We start from the raw sequence: 17,067 nt of genomic DNA on the forward strand, positions 1-17,067 counted from the left end.
TAATCCTTGCACATTTACACTTCGCACACTCAACAGTATGTAGACAAATGCGCTGTTAATCGACCCAAGAATTAAAATTCATAAAAAATATCATTGATCAAAAGCATCTAAAATGGTTCAGCAATTATAATATCTCCAGAGATTTGGTATATTTCAGTATCTGGAAAGCCACTTAATTCTACTCTCAATTCTTCACATTTTGAACCTCCAGCATCACGATAACCATCAACTAACAAATTTACCTCTCTCTCTCGATTATAGGGATTACCAATAACACCATATGTTCTGTCGACACTATCCTCAATTGCAAGTGCTTGCTCAGGTGTAAGCAAGGCATCTCTATTTTGGATATTTGAACCAAGATTAAAAGTATTCTCAGCTATACAATCTACACTCATAGATACTGAAAAATAAAATTCATTGTCCGCATCAAAAACGTCTACCAAGTCACAGTTAGGCGGTGTGCCTTTATCCTGTAAAGCATCATCAGCGACCCATAGATAACATCGAAATCCAGAATCATAGAAGCCTAGCCCTTTTACTTTAATATCGACATCAAAAATTAAGGGTTGACCTATATCTCCTATGACAGGAATGGTTGCAATCAAGTTATACCTTTCAATTGGCCTCGTATATCTTGGGTTGGGGAGTGTCCAGCCATTTACCTCACCAACAGAATATTGGGTGAATGATTCATTATTTAAAGTGTATTTTTCACCACTGATATAAATAGAATCTACAGCATCTGATTTATCCACTGCAGCTAACGCACCGGCAATAGAATCGACACATAAAATCAATGTAGAAATATAAAAAAACAAACCCTTCATCATTTTCTAACTCTCTATTTATTTTATTATTTACTTAAACTACATATAAGTTTAACTTACATTTTATATATTAAGAAATTTCATTAAAAAGATTGGGCAATTATAATATCACTGGTAATTTCATGTATTTGATATTCTTCAGCATCGGAGAACCCACTTAAATAAATAGAGAGCGTTTTACATTGCCGCTCGCCAGCCTCAAGAGAACCATCAACAATTAAATTTAATTCTCTTTTGCGATCATAGGGATTGCCAATAACGCCATATATTTCGTGGATGCTATCTCTTATGGCACCAATTTCTTCTAAGGTCAATGTAGCATTTTTATTGGCTGCATTTGAACCAATAGCCATACCTGAACAAGCTACGTTCATGGATACAGAAAAATGGAATTCATTCCCGGGACCCACTATTTCTATTTCCACACAATTAGGTGGTGTACCTGAGTCAACTAATTTATATTTTATTGTTTTAGGAGAAGGAAATGGCAAATCTGTATCCTCCACATAAACGTAACAGTGAAATCCTGCGTCATAAAATCGAAGTCCATTTATTTTTAGATCGATATCAAATATTAATTCTTGCCCTATATTCCCCACAACAGGAATATCGGCAACATACGGAAAAAATCGCTTTTTTCGAATCCTTTAGTCAGATTATATTGCTTGTGAAATGATTCACTGTTTAAAGTGTATTTTTCACCACTAATATATATAAAGTCAGTATCTGGATGATTTTCTGTAAGAGCGGCACCTTTGGAGGATAAACAAACAAAAAACGTTAAAACAATAAGAAATAAGCTTAGATTTTTTATTTTCATTTAATAATCTCGCAATAATGATCATTATATATAACTTTCAAGGGTGAATAGAGGCCACTTCTCCATTAAACCGATCTATACGATAGACTTTGTTTTTCCATTTAGGTAAATTTAATTCAATAAATAGATCGTGCTCTTTTCTCAAAAAAGACCTTAATAATATTTCAAACTCCTGAACAATTTTTTGACTACAGCCATCTAAAGATATTTTATCCCTTTCCTCACAGGGAATAACTTCACCTATGTCATTCATTAAAAATGCAATATGGTGAAATCTTTTCCTTTTTTCGAGATATTGTGTAAATTCTGCAGTTGTATTATCTGGTATAATATCATTCTGCAAATTAGTGAAAAACGGGTTTTGTACACAATGAGAGGGTTTATTGGTAATAAAATTCGTGGATGTAATGAAATCCGGATCCTGTGCAATTCGCACTTTTATTGGCTGACAGTTACCCAACCAGTTATCTTTTAATCTGTTGAGAATATCACCGGGGATTAACTCATTAACTCTTTCAGAAAGCTCTACCGGCATCAACTCCCAAATTATTGAAAATTCATCATAGCTCCATTCAGCAGTTAAAAACCTGGGTGTGTTTTTATAGTATACGCCGCCTATAACATAATCTCCATAACCTAAACCATCTTTTCCGTAAAGAAATTTAAATACCTCTTGTGATTCACTATCATAACCGATCTGGTTTTCGCGAGCATCTTGGGACAACCAGTTAGTTAAATTATCATCAGTCGAAAGTAATAAATCATAAGAAAAATAACTAATTTCGTCTGTCAAAAAGCAACTTTCTATCTCAGCAAGCTGCGTTATATCCCGTCCTTCCAGGGTAGGATTGCTTTCCCAATCGTTAATCTCAAAATCCATATAACCAAGCCGCTGTAATTTAATGCTATCAGGAACAATTTGTAAATCTTTGCCATCTATTGTTTTCAATACTCCTTCACTTGAGGAAAGTATGCTTGTGAATTCCCTGGCAGATGCAGCATATGGTACTCCATGATCAAATATAGTAGTAGTCACCGATGCCAATGAGTTTGATAAATCGCTACAATCACTAATGGACATCTCACCTGTATATGGCACTGTATCGAGTATATGTATGCGCACCGTCTCTACAGAATCACAAGATTCAAATTCACTGGGGATGCAGATATCATCATTATCTGCACTCGCAACCAATGAAATTAAAATCCCTATAATCAACAATATTCTTTTCATGGGGAACTCATTAATTAACTTGTGTTTGATAAAGTGCAGCTTGTCTGCGGATCTCTGCATTTATAAGAATAGCTTCTCTACCTAAAATATTGGCAGCATTGAGTAAATCATTTTTTTTCTGGGCTAATTCAAACTGCAGATACTCTGGTATGTATGTATTATTACGGAGCATTTGATTTCTCTGCGCAACCAAAGATTTATAGTCTGCTAAATTTGTATTTTGTATTTTCACGTTAGCTTGATAGTGCTCGATTTTTTTAGCCATAGTTGGGAATAATACTTTAATTTCTTCTAAAGGGCCGCTATCGATTGGTGTTGTGTTCCCACTTAAAGCATCTTGTATTTTTCTGGAGATATAATTGTCAGCCGCATCTTTTATTTCTAGTTCGTCTTTTGAGATAGTAGATGCAAGGTCCTTAAGATTATCCTGCTGGGAACCGGCATGTTTTTTTACCGGATACTTTTTTTCAATCAATTTATTTGAACCAGTGATTTTACTATACTCTGTAACTGGCTCGCTATTATTGTCCTTATAAATAAAAAATATAACCGAGCAAGTCAGCAGTCCTACAGCAAGACTTATTTGATACAGGTAGCCTCTCATAAAGATCCTCTACAATTACAAAAAAATAATGATATACTAGGTACGGCAGCCGTATCCCACCGCACCTAGAATCCCTAAGAATCAATCACACTGATTTTGATCTACACAGACCTTGAGATTGACAAGTGAACTTCCGCCTTTAACCGTAAAGGTGTTTTTGTCATATCTCTTCCATATGGTACCGTACACTCTACTTTCACTTGAAGTTGTACCCTTTGCTTTAGAACCACCGATTTCATCAAGTGCCTTCAGAACAATACCCGTGAATTGGCAATACACATTGGCACCACACAGTTTCATAACGCCTGTTCCTAGTGCATTTCCTACTTGACTTTTTCCTGGATCTACAACATTCGGATCACTAACCTCAATTTTGTATTCTTTGGCATACACAGCCAAAAACATTTGCCACATATCGCTATACATATGACGCTCGAATTGCTCGGCAAGTTCTAGCGCTTCTTCAGGATCATTTGATGTGGGTTTTAAATCAAGGGTACATTGCATACCCATATTCTCTCTCGCCGTTGACTTGGTGATATCCCAGGATTTGGTCTTGGTTCTAAACCAACTCCAACCTTTTCTGACGCCAGTATTGCGCCAGTAACTATTCATACGGTCAACATCAATTGAGCATTGACCACGAAGCGGTCCTGGATAAGCATAATAATTATAGTTCAGACCAATCGACTCTGAAAAAATAACCCTATTTGGCTGAGGTTCATAATACCTTTGTTGAACAACCCATTCTGCTTCAGTACCATTTTCGGTTCCAGTATATGTTTCTTCTATATACTGAGTATACTCACCACATCGTGCTCCCTTGGTAACGTAAAAGCTAACTCCTCCAGAAGCAAAGGAATCTTCGTCCATTGTATCAAAATAAATAGTATCTCCGCGATCTTCTCTCTCAAATGGCATATCCCATTCCTTAAGAATGGATGATCGCATTAAAGTATCTGCTGGAAAGGACCAGGTATTTTTTCTATATAAATCTGCGCCATTATCCGTTGAAATAGTTACGTTATCCAGGGTAACGCCAGAATTCAAATTCACGTTAAATACTTCGAGCTGCTTTACCTCAAAATCGTTTTGGCCATTTTCTTTTAAGATTTGCGATAACAAGGTTGTTTCTTTATCGAACAGATTGTAGCCTGCAGTGGCACGACCAACAATTTTACCCTCTTCTGCTGCTACAACATCTTTTTCTATATCCCAGGCACCTCTTGCAATTTGTATTTGTGCATCAAATATAATCTGGGCGAACAACAAGTCATTGGTAAATTGCGATTCCTCTGCTTCATATGCTTCATAAAGGCCTTTAACAGAAAAGTAATCCTGACGAATCTCACGCTTTCTTGCGACTGGAGTCTCAAGTTGTGAATCAAGTTTTTCACTTTCACTAGTGTACCAGTTGGCATTATTCGTCAAACATTGAACGAGAGCTGTTTGATTGGACGAATTTGATGTAATGCAACTGCTAATATTAAGGGTATTCTGATCACTAAGATCATCCTTTTCATCTTCAAGGGCTGCAATGTCTGCTTCTAACTGAATCCATTCAGCTCGGAGCGTAAAATAGTCAGCTTTTAATTTTATATTTCCGTCATTCTCAAGGTCACGTAACTTAGTTCTTGCATCCTCAACCTGGCGTATAAGTCCAATACTACGCCATGGAATAGCAATGGATATTTGAAAATAATTACTAACATATTCCTTATTATTATACGCCTCCTGAATATCTGGAGGCAATAGATATGCCTGCTTGCGTATATTAACAAAATCAGTACACATAGGACCTGAACTGTCCAACTCACTATATATACCTTTAATCTCTTTTACATTTGCAGGCCCAACATGCAAGGTATTGGGTAATTCATGATCTCTTACTACATCTCCTACCCCATCTGGTGTTTGAATTCCCAGGGCACCAAGCGGATTTCCTTGGCGAGCATCTGGTAAAGCCTGTACAAAGGAAGTGGTAAGCGCTAGAGCTGTTGAGATAATAAATGAGAATTTATTTTTAAAAATCATTTTGTTCCCTAACTATATTTCTATTGAATCCATTATTACAGCAAAAATTAAAACCCATCATTTAGAATTTATTATGCGGCATGTGAGTAATGCAAGTTGCTATAAATATATAATACCTATACTTACACTTACACTTAATAAATTTCCATATATCCCCCTAATATTTTTCAATACAATACTGTCAACCTCGCATTTGTTTGTAGCTTATATTTAACTACCAGGCAGATTTTAAGTTATATCTTTAATCTTCATATGTGTTTATGAGCATCTATTTCGGGTCTTATAGAACTCATTAAACATTACTGCTACTATGAATTAATGGCATTAAGGTTTAATATGTTCACATTTATAAAGTTAATTGATCAATAAGCGCATCTCGAATAAGCTGTAATTTATTGAGTTCACTTTCTCGTATTATCTCTTGGAGAGTTAACCAGTTAATTTGTTCTTCAAGGTATTGACTTAATTCTATGATTTTAATCTCATTGCTAATAGACTCAGTTTGTATGATACTCCGTGTCTCAGCGATGGCAGCACTACAGAGCTGAGCACTTGAACCTGCTCCACAAGCCTGTGATAAGGTATCTTTTGCTGTTAATAAATCTGAAATGGTTTTATTAATAAGAATTTTTGTAATGATATCGCTCTGCGGTCTGAGAAATGATAACAATAAGATTGAATTGTCAATTACCCCAACAGCAGTTGCATAATCCATATCTGGATTTGTTGCCGAGAAAATATTTTTGAGCAGCTTATCAACATTAATTAAAGAATTTCCAAGCAATGTATAATACTCAGGATCCGGGTAAGATATAAAATTTGAAACGGTCATTTTGCAATCAGGCTTTATTGCTTGTATGCCAATTGCTCCAATAATTTCCTGTGTAGAAAATGTCGCACTATCATATTTGTGATTAAAATTTATTACTTGATCGTCCTGGTTTTTGATAGCAGAAACTGTATTTGTAATAACTGGTTCATTGTTGTCACTTACTTCATAAGAAATGCTTAGTGGGCGCAAGCTCTCACAACCAAATGTGAAAGAAAGGTTAGATTTGAAGAGCCCATTTAAAAGCTCTTTATTTTCAATTTCTACTTTATGCTGCTGGGGAAATATTGTTTTGGGTGTAAAACTACAAGGTGGAATATATCTGATTCCATTTTCTGTATTGCGGGCAATACAATTTTGTTCGGCATCAAATAATGTTACAGGAGATGCTTGTGTAACCAATGGTATAACAAATAAAAAAAGTGAAAAAACTTTAATTCCTTTCATAAAAAACCTTTTCAATATTTTAATTAAATTGATCTATTCAAAATATCCCATGTGTGCTGGAATTTATTAAATTAAAACTCCTTAAATCTGGTCAACTATAGCTGTTAATGTATAACGTTTTGTATCTCCTTTTGGATCGGTTAACTTAACAACTAATCTAACCTCTTCATTGCCTGGCGAACAAGCGGTATAAGCTGATTGTCTCAGTGTCAGTCTAATTAACTGTAACGCCGCAATAGAACCATTTGCATTAGGCAAGAGACTGCCCTTTATGGTAGAAATATCAGCTATTGCCGGAATCATATCCATCAAAGGAACAGTATCTGTCGGGGTCCAGTAATTGCCATTATAAGAAATAAATTCAACTTGGACTTGATACAAATCAGAATCCCAAAAAGAAGTACCATCATCAAGATTCCAGATAATGGTATTCTTTCTGTCCAATGAAAAGCGATTAACTTGAGATATCCTCTGGCTTTCAGTCGCTAGTGCTGATAATTGAGATACTAATTGCTCTAACTGTATTCTTAGCTCAAGAGAATGTCCTTGTTCGAGCATCAACTTAATAATATCTCCAGCTTCGTTGGCTATACGGATACTTTCTACTTGAATATTTTTAAGTCTTTGGTCGAGATCAGATAAGGTTCGGCATAACAGTATCTTTCTGTCCTCAAATGGTTCCAAGAAGCCTATCCCAGATAGTTGAGCCAGTGATTGTGACTTTAATGTTGTAAACAGCTCTTTCCCATCTATCCCCAGCTGAAGGAATGCTACATTAATTGCAACTTCTAATTCTTTTAAATTATTTTCACTTGGATTAATCTGATAGGCAGTGAGTTTTGAATTTATTAAATTGGTAAAATCTGGTTGATTGTATTCAGTTGCATTCACTACTTCTAAATCACTGCCGACAACTCTATCAAGGGACTCTGCTTCCCCCATCAAATTATCAATGAGGACTTCTAAATGTGTATGTTTCTTATCTAGCGTTTGATAATAGTTTACTTCATCTATAGGTATCTTATTGACACAAATCCCGGATTCACACTGTTTTAAATTAGCGGGTAATAATCCCACGCTTTTATCGACCATATATATAGCTATTGAACTGTCGAGAGCATTGATCTTGTCAGCTAAGTTTCTAAGTTTATTATTCAAATAGATTATGCGTGATTCATGGACCAAGGATCTATCTGCACTTTTGATGAAATCCCATAGTTCTAATTCTTGTTCTTTAATAGTATTTAGTTCTAACTGTAAGATCGCCTTTTCCACTTCAGAATAAAAGGGAAAGCTATCAATTCTTCGTTGAAGTTTACCATATTCCAGCTCTACGCTTCTTTCCAGGGATTGTCCCAAAGTTACCCTTTTAAAAATTGCCGCTGCTTTTAATGGTGTAATAATTTGCTTTGCATTATCAATTGATAAAAGACGAAAATTATCTTTTTTTATTTGCTGTGTTGAAGCACTAAATCCTTCTGAAACTGGCGGCTTAACATAATCTTTATACAGTTCTTGAAATAATTCTCTTCTTATTATATGTAAATCTGATCTCAGCGCAGGAAAATTAAGCAAATCCGATATATGGATCCAAGTATCCTCTCCCTGGGTTTGGATACTAGGAGAGCTATCAAATAATTCATCACGCAGATCGCATGGTAAAGATAGATCCATATAACAATTGGGGCTTCCAGTTGGTAATGTATTCAAACACTGATCTCTACATTCTATTTCAGAAGAATTGTAATAGCAGATGTTAGGTGTGAAATGCGTAAGTTGTACTTTTGTTGCGCAAAATGAATTATAGTTTTTATTCAAAATACCATCAACAGGGTAATCGTTTCCGCTAAAAGCATTCTTATACTTAGTTCTACTTATTAACGAATTTATTAAATTATCAGGTTTTTCACCACCCGATATGAATATGGAGGTAGGATTCTCATTTAACTGTGTTACCTCCAAATCAATATTCTTTTCCATCGCTCCGGCCATTGCGCCCCAAAGCAGACCCAAAAGTACCAGCCCAGGACGACCTGTCAACAATAATTGGTAAAAATTGTATTGTCTTTTAGGTAACAGCTTATTCAAAGTCCAAGTTACAATTTGAAGACTATACATTTTTATTATTCCTTGTCATTAAAAGCAGTAAATAATTATGCGATGCTAATTTTGACTATATTAATTTTGGTCCCTTGCTAAAAGCAAAAAACATTACCGCAACGAATTAAAATTTTTCCGGTATTTCTTCTACAAAAATGAAATCCGGTCTATATGTGAATTAAGTTGCTTCGTGGATAATTTTGGCATGATTGTATTCAAAGCAAAAATACACACTATTGCGCCACATGAGATTCATAAATTTTATGAAAACCATGAGCATCCTTATTCCGTATATAATTGGATTAGAATTTCTTCTTATTCTATTTTTTTGATTATTCCGAACATAGTCTAGCCTCCTTGTTGGGTTACACTAAAAGTGATAGATCCCGTTCCTTCTCCAGCACCTCAAGACCTAGTTTCAATTGAGATACACTTTTACTCAAATTACAATAAATAAAATTTTAATCTTATGTTACTATTCCACCGCTATTCAAGATTTAAACTGTCGATAACATCACAAATTTTTTATTCCGTCAGAATGTACAAGTTGGCTTATGCTTATTGGTATTTGGAAATTCCTTTTTCAAAATATCTGTATACATAGAATATGTAAATTAAAAAAAATTTCAAGCTTATTGTATAAATTTTTAATTCTCGGTTCATTATTATGATTTGATAAATGAACTTTTTTCTAGAATTATACCCAGTGAGATTTTAGTCAACTTTTTTGGAATTTAAAAATAAGTTCATCGCTGAATTAGTACCATTTACCCAATTAGAAGCTCATTCTAAGCAAACTTTTTGCAAAATCCATCGGTGTCATATGGTTAAGCATACCGTGTGGCCACTCACGGTTTTAGTGGTGCCTTCGGGCATCGATAATACTAAAAATAGTTATAAGGAAATGATGATGAAGTTTAGATCCGTTACTCTGGTATGTTCATTAATTGCCTCGCTTGCCAGTGCATTGAGTTTTATCCTTGATAAAGTTGGTATATGGTACGATCGTACTGTAGAGAATAATATCGCCATTGAAGCCACCATAGGTTGTGTTCGACAAGACATGATGTGAGAAAACAAATTGAAGAGGTCAATGGATCCAGAGCTACCATACTACATGGACCTTTGCCATTTATAACCACCAGTGTTCTGGCGTATTCTCGAGCGGGCCTTAATTTGTGCTTAATACTAATCGTCTACATGATGCTTCTGCCTCAACTGTAAATGTCCATGATAATGATATTTATGTGACTTTTTATACTGTACACTCCTATGAGATTAGGACCCAAGAAAGAGAACTAAACGCTAGAGATTTAGTAGGCTCCAACAGTGGAGATATAAACAATCTTCATTTCTCACAGACAGCTATAGGGCCGCTGGATGCGAAATGTGGTTTTTATTAATGGTTTTATACCAACCCGTAATACATAGCTTTTGACGGTTAAAATCAACTCTTCAGCAAGGTTGCAGTGGTCAAGGGTTGAATCTTTAAAAGGTCAGTACGTAGTTAATACCTAACAGCCCAGCAGGTTTATGAGTTCAGAAAACAACGTGACACGCTCGATGACCGCCTTGTAGCGGTTAACTGTTTAACGTTTCTGGGCGAAAATGTCATGCATGCACCCTTCGGTCATAACAAAAGCGCATTCACCGGTGCCCCAACCAACCGGTTATGGCTATTGTGGATAAGCGCTTTATGCCCTTCTGATCAGGTAGGAAAGTCAGTAATGACTTCCAACTAATCGCCAGTACTAACAGGGCCTGAGCCGGCAATCCCGAGAGGGCTTGTTCTGGAAAGACCTGCTCGCCCAAATAGATCTGTGGACCTACCAACACCCCCTCTTTGAACGAGCGGGGAGAGGACCTGGAACCCAATATCGATTTTGAACTGGAAACCTCTTCTGGCAAATCCGGTTACTTGGTAAAATTCAACAAAGTCGCCCGTGAGCAATATCCTGCCTTCTGCCGCTCGCCCGATGCCCTACGGACAGCCAACTTTCGCGACCTCAACGCCAGCATAACCCGTATGGGCACTCTCGCTGATCGCGGCCATATTACAGTTGCCGTGGTCGAAGAGGAGATAGGCCGGCCGAGATACAAATGGCAATCTGCGCCCGACACAGAGTTGAACCCCAGGGCCCTGATTGAGCCATTACTGGGGCCTGACAGCACCGAACAGATAGATTACGACGAGCCACTGAAGCTCGCCAGCCTTATCGAGGTATGCCGGAGCTGCAACTCAATGGGAGAAAGCTATTCAATACCAGCCGGGAGCGCAAGAAATCCAGCAACGACTCCCACCGGGTAAAGCAATTGCTGGAAAAACACCGGGTACGGTTTGAGGAGATCAAAGCCGCTCTGTAGAATCACTCGGTACAGTCGATTATACAATTCACCACTGCGAAAAATTCACACTGATCGCTCTGTTGTCCTTGCACGGTTATTAGTCACAAATACACCAGAAACCATGCAAGGCTTCAAAGCCTCACTCAACCCTCAAACAGGGCTTTTTAACAACTCCTCTAAACTCATCCAGTCAATGTCAGTGCGCGCTCACTGTGATCAATGGAGCTGTGGTTCAAAACTGACAGCCTGCATAACCTCTGGACAACCGAAATCTCACCTAGGCGGGAGATTTGCACCCACGGAAAACCTACCTGCAGTGCCCATTAAATTATCTCTCTATTACTCAACTGCATCTGAGCCTTACCCGCTGCATCCACAGTCTGGATGCTGCCTTTTTTTGTCATTTTTTGCAGGGTCCTGTCATTCCTGATAAAGTGATGGTATAACGCCGCTGCGATATGTCCCGCTATTAAAATCCATGCCAGCCAGGCCCCTAGTACGTTTTTGTGGACAAAATCTATTGGTTTTTCGAATTCCTCGAAGGAAATACCCAGTCCATTAGCAATTAAGAATTGGTATAAGCTTGTGTTTTCGAATTTAGGGATATCAAACATAAAAAAATACTCTGTATTTACAGAAGTACCCACATACCCGGTAATTGGCAGGATGATCATGATGGCATATAAACCATAGTGCCCTGTATGCGCAAGTAAATGTTCCAACCTTGTCCCAGGCTCTGGATCTGGTACTCGACTACCAATGCGCCAGATAACTCTGAGCACTACAATAACAGCAATCGTAACCCCTACGGATAAATGAATCTGGAGTGCAGTCCAATTTCCAGGGGTCTCCTCCTGTGTAAACCAATGTCGATAGTAGACACTAATATAGGATACGAGAAAAAGTACAGCCGTTACCCAGTGCAACCACTTGGCGATAACACCGTAGTTGCTGGCAGTATTTCTAATGCTCATCAAGTTCTCCTGAATTTTTGGATGTTCCAGCAAATAAACCAATATATGATACCGACTCCGTCGATTTTTTTAAGAAATTGAAAACGTTGTTGCATATTCCGTTATGAATCGGCCTGGTAGATTCATATTTCATGTCAATAAAGAATGATATTCCAGCTTTCCCTGATGCAGGTTGTTCTATATTCACAAGCTCACTCCAAATTGACAGTACTGAAGCCCGCCCCGATCTTATCGGTAGACTGTATTGGGATTTGTGGAGTATTTTTTTACCGTTTTTCCGGTGTACGCCTGAACAACAAGCGCACAGCGTGTATCGCCTCTGGCTCAAAAAATGGGTTTCACTACCAGACATTTACTGTGTCGGTTGTGTATTGGAAGCGGCGAGGCTGAGTAACTCAAATGGTTGCCCTACCTCGAGCGTTATAAAGGCGGAAGGGGAGATACCCGCCTCATGTTTAGCCTGCTCAAGAAGTTCAACGGGTTCTTTACGCGCTTCTGCACTCAGCTGGAAAGTGCCATAATGCATGCCTATCGATAGGTTCGCCTTTAGGTCAATATGCGCCTGGACGGCTTCAAACGGGTCCAGGTGAACGGGTTTGAATAAGTTTCTGGGTGCGTAGGCGCCGATCGGAAGCAAAGCGACATCTATAGGTCCAAAGCGCTCATAGGTGCGCACATAATGATCCGCGTAGCCACTATCTCCACCAAAGTAAATTCTCTTACCGCCAACCTCTAAAAGAAAGCCACCCCAAAGCGTAGAGTTTCTGTCCGTCAGTGAACGGCCAGAGAAGTGCTGGACATCCAGGAACCAGAGCCGGAAGTTGTCAGCAACCTGAATATTGTCCCACCAGTCCAGCTCGATGATTTTTTCAGAGACCGGCAAGCGGCGCCCCACACCAAGTCCCATATAGAGGAGTGGGTTGTCCCGTTCGATCAGCGTACTGATAGAATTCAAGTCCAGGTGATCATAATGATCATGGCTGATCAGAATGGCGTCGACCCTGGGTAAACTGTCAATGGTAATGCCCGGATTATGTACCCGCTTCGGTCCGATAAACGAAACCGGGCTGGTGCGCTCCGAAAATACCGGGTCAGTCAGGATATTGAATCCGCCCACCTGAATCAAAAAGGTGGCATGATTCACGAAGGTGATGCGTACATCGCTACCCTGAACCCGCTCAAGTGGGGCAGTATCCATCTCTGTTTCCACCCAGTCTGACCACTCAGCACGCTCTGTCTCGGCCTCTGTGGTAAGCCCACTCCATACAATTTCCCAGAAAGACTTGGTTTCGACCGGATTGGTATTGCTAAATACCCCATCGTTGAAATTTGCTGATTTTTGTCTTATATCCACTTTGCTTGCTGCGCAAGCAGCCAGTAAAGCGCCGATAAAAAGAATCATTAATTTCCTCATCCTGGCGACACCCATTTCGATATAGTTTTTTAATAACAACCCGCCCATGCTATTTAAGTAACGGAGCAGTAAGACTTTCCAACTGGCCCCAAAGACAAGAGGCCCCATTGGGGTCGAGGGCGGGATCACCGGCTTGTAAAGCAACAACACCTATGGTGTTGTGCCAATAGGTACCACGAGGGAGATCTTGCGTTGCACCTATCAACGAAGCTTGGGCGCCAGCTTCTTCGGAGATCAACTGAACGCTTCTCAACCAGGCAATAAAACCGGTTTTTGAGCCAATAAATCCACTTGCAACCACACCGGGGTGGACAGCAATTGGGTGCAGATTAGGATAACGTCTTTTAAGCTCGGCCACCTGCCAGAGATTTCCCAGCTTACTGCGGACGTATACCTTATTAGCCGAATCGTAGGGAATATCTGCTGAACACGCTTTTGCCAAAATGTAAATATCACCTGTCGTCATTACAATTCGCGCGTTCCGGGTCAACAGGTTCCTTTCGATCAAAAGCCGATAGAGAATATGATGACCAAGAACGTTCACGGCAAAAGTCTTTTCGAGTCCCATTACCGTTTTTTCCGCTTTTTTCGGCAACAGTCCAGCATTACAAATCACTAAATCAAATGGCGTATCACCCAAACAATCGATAGCGGAAACGATGGATAAGGGATCACCCAAGTCCACCATCAAAGTGTCTGCTTCCGGCAGAATACCGCTGCCATGGGACAAACCTCTGGCCATGGTTGTGACCTGGGCTCCACGCTCCATCAGTCCACGTGAAACAAATTCCCCGACTCCAGCAGCTCCTCCGGTGACGAGGGCCCTCTTGCCGTCGAGGCGGGGGTGGGCGGGACAGATTCGGTTTTTCCTTTTCTGGCCAAGCGTACAAGCCAAAATACGGCTAATCCGACCGGATCGCGGTATAGTGGGGTTCAGCTCAAAAGACATAAAATTTACTCGTTTCCACTGAAATCACAGGTTGAGCGCTCTGATTGACATTGGAATGACAATTTACAATAATTGTCATTCCAATGAAAGTCAAGCCCGACAAGGGTCACTCGATAAGATGCTTACTACTGAACAGATACTGGACGCCGCTGAGGATGTATTGCGCCGGTTTGGCCCGCGGAAAACGACAGTAGTGGATGTCGCGCGCGCACTTGGCGTCAGCCATGGAACCGTCTATCGGCATTTCGACACTAAGGCCGCGCTCCATGAAGCCATTACTACAAGATGGTTTGAGAGGGTCACATCACCCTTAGCCACAATAGCCAGGATACCCTCCCGTCCCTGTCACCGTTTGCGGGCGTGGTTTGAGACATTGATGGCTATCAAACAGCACAAGGCGCATGAAGACCCGGAGCTGTTTGCTTCTTATTTATTACTTGCAAATAAAAGTTCGAAAAAAATCGTGTTTGAGCATGTTGAAATTATGATCAAACAAGTTGAACGGATCCTGGCCGATGGCTGCGATGACGGTTCGTTTGAAATCAATAATTGCGCTGCCACCGCCCGCTCTCTGTTTTTTGCAACATTTCGCTTTCATCACCCACTCCATGCAAACGAGTGGAGTGATGAACATCTTAAAGAGGATTTCGACCACCTGTTCACTATGCTGGAACATGCCATCCAAAAACGCAGTGAATACTCAGTTGGTTAACCCAGAAAAGTGGCACTTCCCCGCGCTGTAGAGAGATCATCCTCAAGGTGCTTCAGTGGTCACGCACAACCAATGGCGAGGGTTTCATAACTATTTTTGCTGCCGCCCTAACGGACACCCATCAATGCAAAGAATCAGTATCCTGTGGCGATATGGAAGTAATTCTGGAGAGCAGTGCGGGAAGATATCTGAGTTCTTGAACGAGTCATCGGGGAAACAGTAAGGGCTTACGGCGCCCATAAAGCGCTAACCTATGGGGTCGTGCACCTATCCAATACGCTGTACGAGCGCAATATATGCCTTTTCAACATGGTGGAGTATTTCCGACATCGCACATTAAAAGATTACTGTTGTAATACACCAATAAAAAGGCCGCATAGTTCTATGCGGCCTTTTTGAAACGAAGCACTCAAGATAATTAAATTGCTGCCAGCTGCTCTTCGCGCGCCTTTTCATCCTCGACAAAGGAGATCCACTGCCTAGCGCTCCTCTCAGAGCGCTTGTCTTTCAGGGCTTTCCTAAGGCTGCTGAGCGCAGCGTCATATTGTTTCAGATTGGCATTGGCCATGCCTATTACGACATACAACTGATCCTGGCGCTTAACCCCGCCTTTGGCCAGGGCTTTCCTGCCCACCGCAACGGCTTTCTTATTCTCATCCAGATCCAGATAGATACTGGCCAGACGAGAATAGATTTGGCCTTTGTCGGACAGCTTGGCCGCCGCCTCCAATTGCGGAATCGCTTTTTGCAACTCCTGAGCCATCTGGTACGCCTGGGCCAGGGTTTCCAGATTCTTGGCATTGCGCGGAATTTTCTTCTCCTTGATCCCTTTGGCAATGACCTTGGCCCCCTTATAGGGCATCTCATACCCCATAAAGAGATAGCCCATATTCAGCAGGTCTTTTTCCTTCTGTAAAGCCCCGGCAAGGTAGGCCGCTTCCATCATATGCAACTGGTCTCTGTCACGCTTAAGCTCACCGTACATTGCCGCCAAAGTGAGGTAGTACACGGGCTTTGGGTAGTGTTGCAACAATTTTTCCAGAACAGCAGCCACTTTTTTGTAGTCATCGCGTTCAAAATAAATGTACTGCTGTAATCCGTACCAGTTCTCCTTGGGCACCTTGCCTGTTTTCTCATACATGGATACCGCCACACTGATATCCGCAAGCGCCTTGCCCTGGTCGCCAATCTGCTGATAGGCCTGGGCGCGCAATGCATAGGAATCCGCAGTGACGCGATCTGAAACCTTCATCCACTGGTTCAGATAATTGACCGCCTGCTTATAGTTCTCGGTCACAAAATACAGCTGGGCCAATGTGAACAAAGTGCCCTCTTCCAGCGCTACCGGAAGATTTTTCTCGCCCTGACTCAACACCTTCTTGAAGAAGGGGATCGCCTCCTTGTAGCGCTCCATACTGTAATAGACAACACCAAATAAGTTGTACATTTGCGCTATTTCGTAGCCATTGTAGCGCTTCTTACTGGCATCCATTTCCTTCAACGCAGCCAGTGCGCCCACCCAGTCTTCTGCGTCATAAGCTTCCTGGACTTTTTCCAGCTTTTTATACGCTGCCTGGCGCATGGCCGGCACCTTGCGGGTTTTCTTCTTGCTGGGTTTGTTTTGTTCCTGCGCCTGTGCTGAGGCGAAAGGCGCGGAAACACCCGCAGCTTCCAGTATGCTAACACTGACCGCCGGTGCCAGAACCAGGGGGAACGCTAGCGACACGCGCAGAGCGAGCCTGGACAAACCTTTAGCCATGGTTGTCAACTTCAT

At 40.6% G+C, this 17,067-nt stretch carries 16 protein-coding genes and 1 pseudogene; 4 read left to right on the top strand and 13 right to left on the bottom strand.

All coding sequences use genetic code 11. The annotated features are described in order from the left end of the window. Positions 1 to 107 precede the first annotated feature (107 nt). The 8 genes from Q1A48_RS00180 to Q1A48_RS00215 form a co-directional block, all read right to left on the bottom strand. Positions 108 to 833, bottom strand: a complete 726-nt coding sequence (locus Q1A48_RS00180) for a hypothetical protein (RefSeq protein WP_299939571.1) — start codon at positions 831 to 833, stop codon at positions 108 to 110. A gap of 80 nt (positions 834 to 913) precedes the next feature. Beyond that, positions 914 to 1,429: a hypothetical protein gene (locus Q1A48_RS00185; protein WP_299939573.1), complete on the bottom strand. Its 516-nt coding sequence runs from the start codon at positions 1,427 to 1,429 to the stop codon at positions 914 to 916. Then, complete coding sequence (locus Q1A48_RS00190) at positions 1,417 to 1,650, bottom strand: hypothetical protein (RefSeq protein WP_299939575.1); 234 nt, start codon at positions 1,648 to 1,650, stop codon at positions 1,417 to 1,419. Before Q1A48_RS00190 ends, Q1A48_RS00185 begins: the two co-directional genes overlap by 13 nt. A 37-nt stretch (positions 1,651 to 1,687) precedes the next feature. Then, entirely contained in the window at positions 1,688 to 2,884 is a 1,197-nt protein-coding gene (locus Q1A48_RS00195; RefSeq protein ID WP_299939577.1) for a hypothetical protein, read from the bottom strand. A gap of 10 nt (positions 2,885 to 2,894) precedes the next feature. After that, on the bottom strand, positions 2,895 to 3,488 hold the full coding sequence (locus tag Q1A48_RS00200; protein WP_299939578.1) for a hypothetical protein: 594 nt from the start codon (positions 3,486 to 3,488) through the stop codon (positions 2,895 to 2,897). Positions 3,489 to 3,569: 81 nt separating this feature from the next. Then, positions 3,570 to 5,522 (bottom strand): hypothetical protein, encoded by a 1,953-nt coding sequence (locus tag Q1A48_RS00205; protein ID WP_299939580.1) that lies wholly within the window; start codon positions 5,520 to 5,522, stop codon positions 3,570 to 3,572. Positions 5,523 to 5,868: 346 nt separating this feature from the next. Continuing rightward, positions 5,869 to 6,798, bottom strand: coding sequence for a hypothetical protein (locus Q1A48_RS00210; protein WP_299939582.1), 930 nt, complete (start codon positions 6,796 to 6,798; stop codon positions 5,869 to 5,871). Between the two features lie 81 nt (positions 6,799 to 6,879). Then, complete coding sequence (locus Q1A48_RS00215; protein ID WP_299939584.1) at positions 6,880 to 8,916, bottom strand: hypothetical protein; 2,037 nt, start codon at positions 8,914 to 8,916, stop codon at positions 6,880 to 6,882. Positions 8,917 to 9,625: 709 nt separating this feature from the next. Here Q1A48_RS00215 and Q1A48_RS00220 point away from each other — a divergent pair. From Q1A48_RS00220 to Q1A48_RS00230, 3 genes and pseudogenes are all read left to right on the top strand, one after another. After that, positions 9,626 to 9,970, top strand: coding sequence for a hypothetical protein (locus tag Q1A48_RS00220; RefSeq protein ID WP_299939586.1), 345 nt, complete (start codon positions 9,626 to 9,628; stop codon positions 9,968 to 9,970). Between the two features lie 505 nt (positions 9,971 to 10,475). Beyond that, positions 10,476 to 10,640, top strand: a pseudogene (locus tag Q1A48_RS00225) (hypothetical protein); the annotation flags it as partial. A 101-nt stretch (positions 10,641 to 10,741) separates the two neighbouring features. Continuing rightward, on the top strand, positions 10,742 to 11,206 hold the full coding sequence (locus Q1A48_RS00230; RefSeq protein WP_299939588.1) for a hypothetical protein: 465 nt from the start codon (positions 10,742 to 10,744) through the stop codon (positions 11,204 to 11,206). 361 nt (positions 11,207 to 11,567) lie between these two features. Here Q1A48_RS00230 and Q1A48_RS00235 read toward each other — a convergent pair whose 3' ends face one another. The 4 genes from Q1A48_RS00235 to Q1A48_RS00250 form a co-directional block, all read right to left on the bottom strand. After that, the gene (locus tag Q1A48_RS00235) at positions 11,568 to 12,218 is read right to left on the bottom strand and encodes a cytochrome b (protein ID WP_299939590.1); all 651 of its coding nucleotides are present in this window, start codon (positions 12,216 to 12,218) and stop codon (positions 11,568 to 11,570) included. Further along, positions 12,208 to 12,405, bottom strand: coding sequence for a hypothetical protein (locus tag Q1A48_RS00240; RefSeq protein WP_299939592.1), 198 nt, complete (start codon positions 12,403 to 12,405; stop codon positions 12,208 to 12,210). The genes Q1A48_RS00235 and Q1A48_RS00240 overlap by 11 nt, the downstream gene beginning before the upstream one ends. A 165-nt stretch (positions 12,406 to 12,570) precedes the next feature. Continuing rightward, the gene (locus Q1A48_RS00245; protein WP_299939594.1) at positions 12,571 to 13,620 is read right to left on the bottom strand and encodes an MBL fold metallo-hydrolase; all 1,050 of its coding nucleotides are present in this window, start codon (positions 13,618 to 13,620) and stop codon (positions 12,571 to 12,573) included. A 61-nt stretch (positions 13,621 to 13,681) separates the two neighbouring features. Next, positions 13,682 to 14,581, bottom strand: a complete 900-nt coding sequence (locus Q1A48_RS00250; RefSeq protein WP_299939596.1) for an SDR family NAD(P)-dependent oxidoreductase — start codon at positions 14,579 to 14,581, stop codon at positions 13,682 to 13,684. Between the two features lie 118 nt (positions 14,582 to 14,699). Between Q1A48_RS00250 and Q1A48_RS00255 the strand changes: the two genes are divergently transcribed. Beyond that, positions 14,700 to 15,293: a TetR family transcriptional regulator gene (locus Q1A48_RS00255; RefSeq protein ID WP_299939598.1), complete on the top strand. Its 594-nt coding sequence runs from the start codon at positions 14,700 to 14,702 to the stop codon at positions 15,291 to 15,293. A 418-nt stretch (positions 15,294 to 15,711) separates the two neighbouring features. On the opposite strand, the gene Q1A48_RS00260 is transcribed toward Q1A48_RS00255, so the two are convergent. After that, complete coding sequence (locus Q1A48_RS00260) at positions 15,712 to 17,067, bottom strand: tetratricopeptide repeat protein (protein ID WP_299939600.1); 1,356 nt, start codon at positions 17,065 to 17,067, stop codon at positions 15,712 to 15,714.

It is taken from the genome of uncultured Microbulbifer sp., assembly GCF_947489355.1.
Taxonomy (GTDB): Bacteria; Pseudomonadota; Gammaproteobacteria; order Pseudomonadales; family Cellvibrionaceae; genus Microbulbifer.

Bases quoted from the DNA above. Each gene is read 5' to 3' on its own strand.
- Q1A48_RS00250 (WP_299939596.1), bottom strand. From the start codon at position 14,581: ATGTCTTTTGAGCTGAACCCCACTATACCGCGATCCGGTCGGATTAGC.
- Q1A48_RS00180 (WP_299939571.1), bottom strand. From the start codon at position 833: ATGATGAAGGGTTTGTTTTTTTATATTTCTACATTGATTTTATGTGTC.
- Q1A48_RS00205 (WP_299939580.1), bottom strand. From the start codon at position 5,522: ATGATTTTTAAAAATAAATTCTCATTTATTATCTCAACAGCTCTAGCG.
- Q1A48_RS00200 (WP_299939578.1), bottom strand. From the start codon at position 3,488: ATGAGAGGCTACCTGTATCAAATAAGTCTTGCTGTAGGACTGCTGACT.
- Q1A48_RS00190 (WP_299939575.1), bottom strand. From the start codon at position 1,650: ATGAAAATAAAAAATCTAAGCTTATTTCTTATTGTTTTAACGTTTTTT.
- Q1A48_RS00210 (WP_299939582.1), bottom strand. From the start codon at position 6,798: ATGAAAGGAATTAAAGTTTTTTCACTTTTTTTATTTGTTATACCATTG.
- Q1A48_RS00255 (WP_299939598.1), top strand. From the start codon at position 14,700: ATGCTTACTACTGAACAGATACTGGACGCCGCTGAGGATGTATTGCGC.
- Q1A48_RS00195 (WP_299939577.1), bottom strand. From the start codon at position 2,884: ATGAAAAGAATATTGTTGATTATAGGGATTTTAATTTCATTGGTTGCG.
- Q1A48_RS00245 (WP_299939594.1), bottom strand. From the start codon at position 13,620: ATGATTCTTTTTATCGGCGCTTTACTGGCTGCTTGCGCAGCAAGCAAA.
- Q1A48_RS00260 (WP_299939600.1), bottom strand. From the start codon at position 17,067: ATGAAGTTGACAACCATGGCTAAAGGTTTGTCCAGGCTCGCTCTGCGC.
- Q1A48_RS00215 (WP_299939584.1), bottom strand. From the start codon at position 8,916: ATGTATAGTCTTCAAATTGTAACTTGGACTTTGAATAAGCTGTTACCT.
- Q1A48_RS00235 (WP_299939590.1), bottom strand. From the start codon at position 12,218: ATGAGCATTAGAAATACTGCCAGCAACTACGGTGTTATCGCCAAGTGG.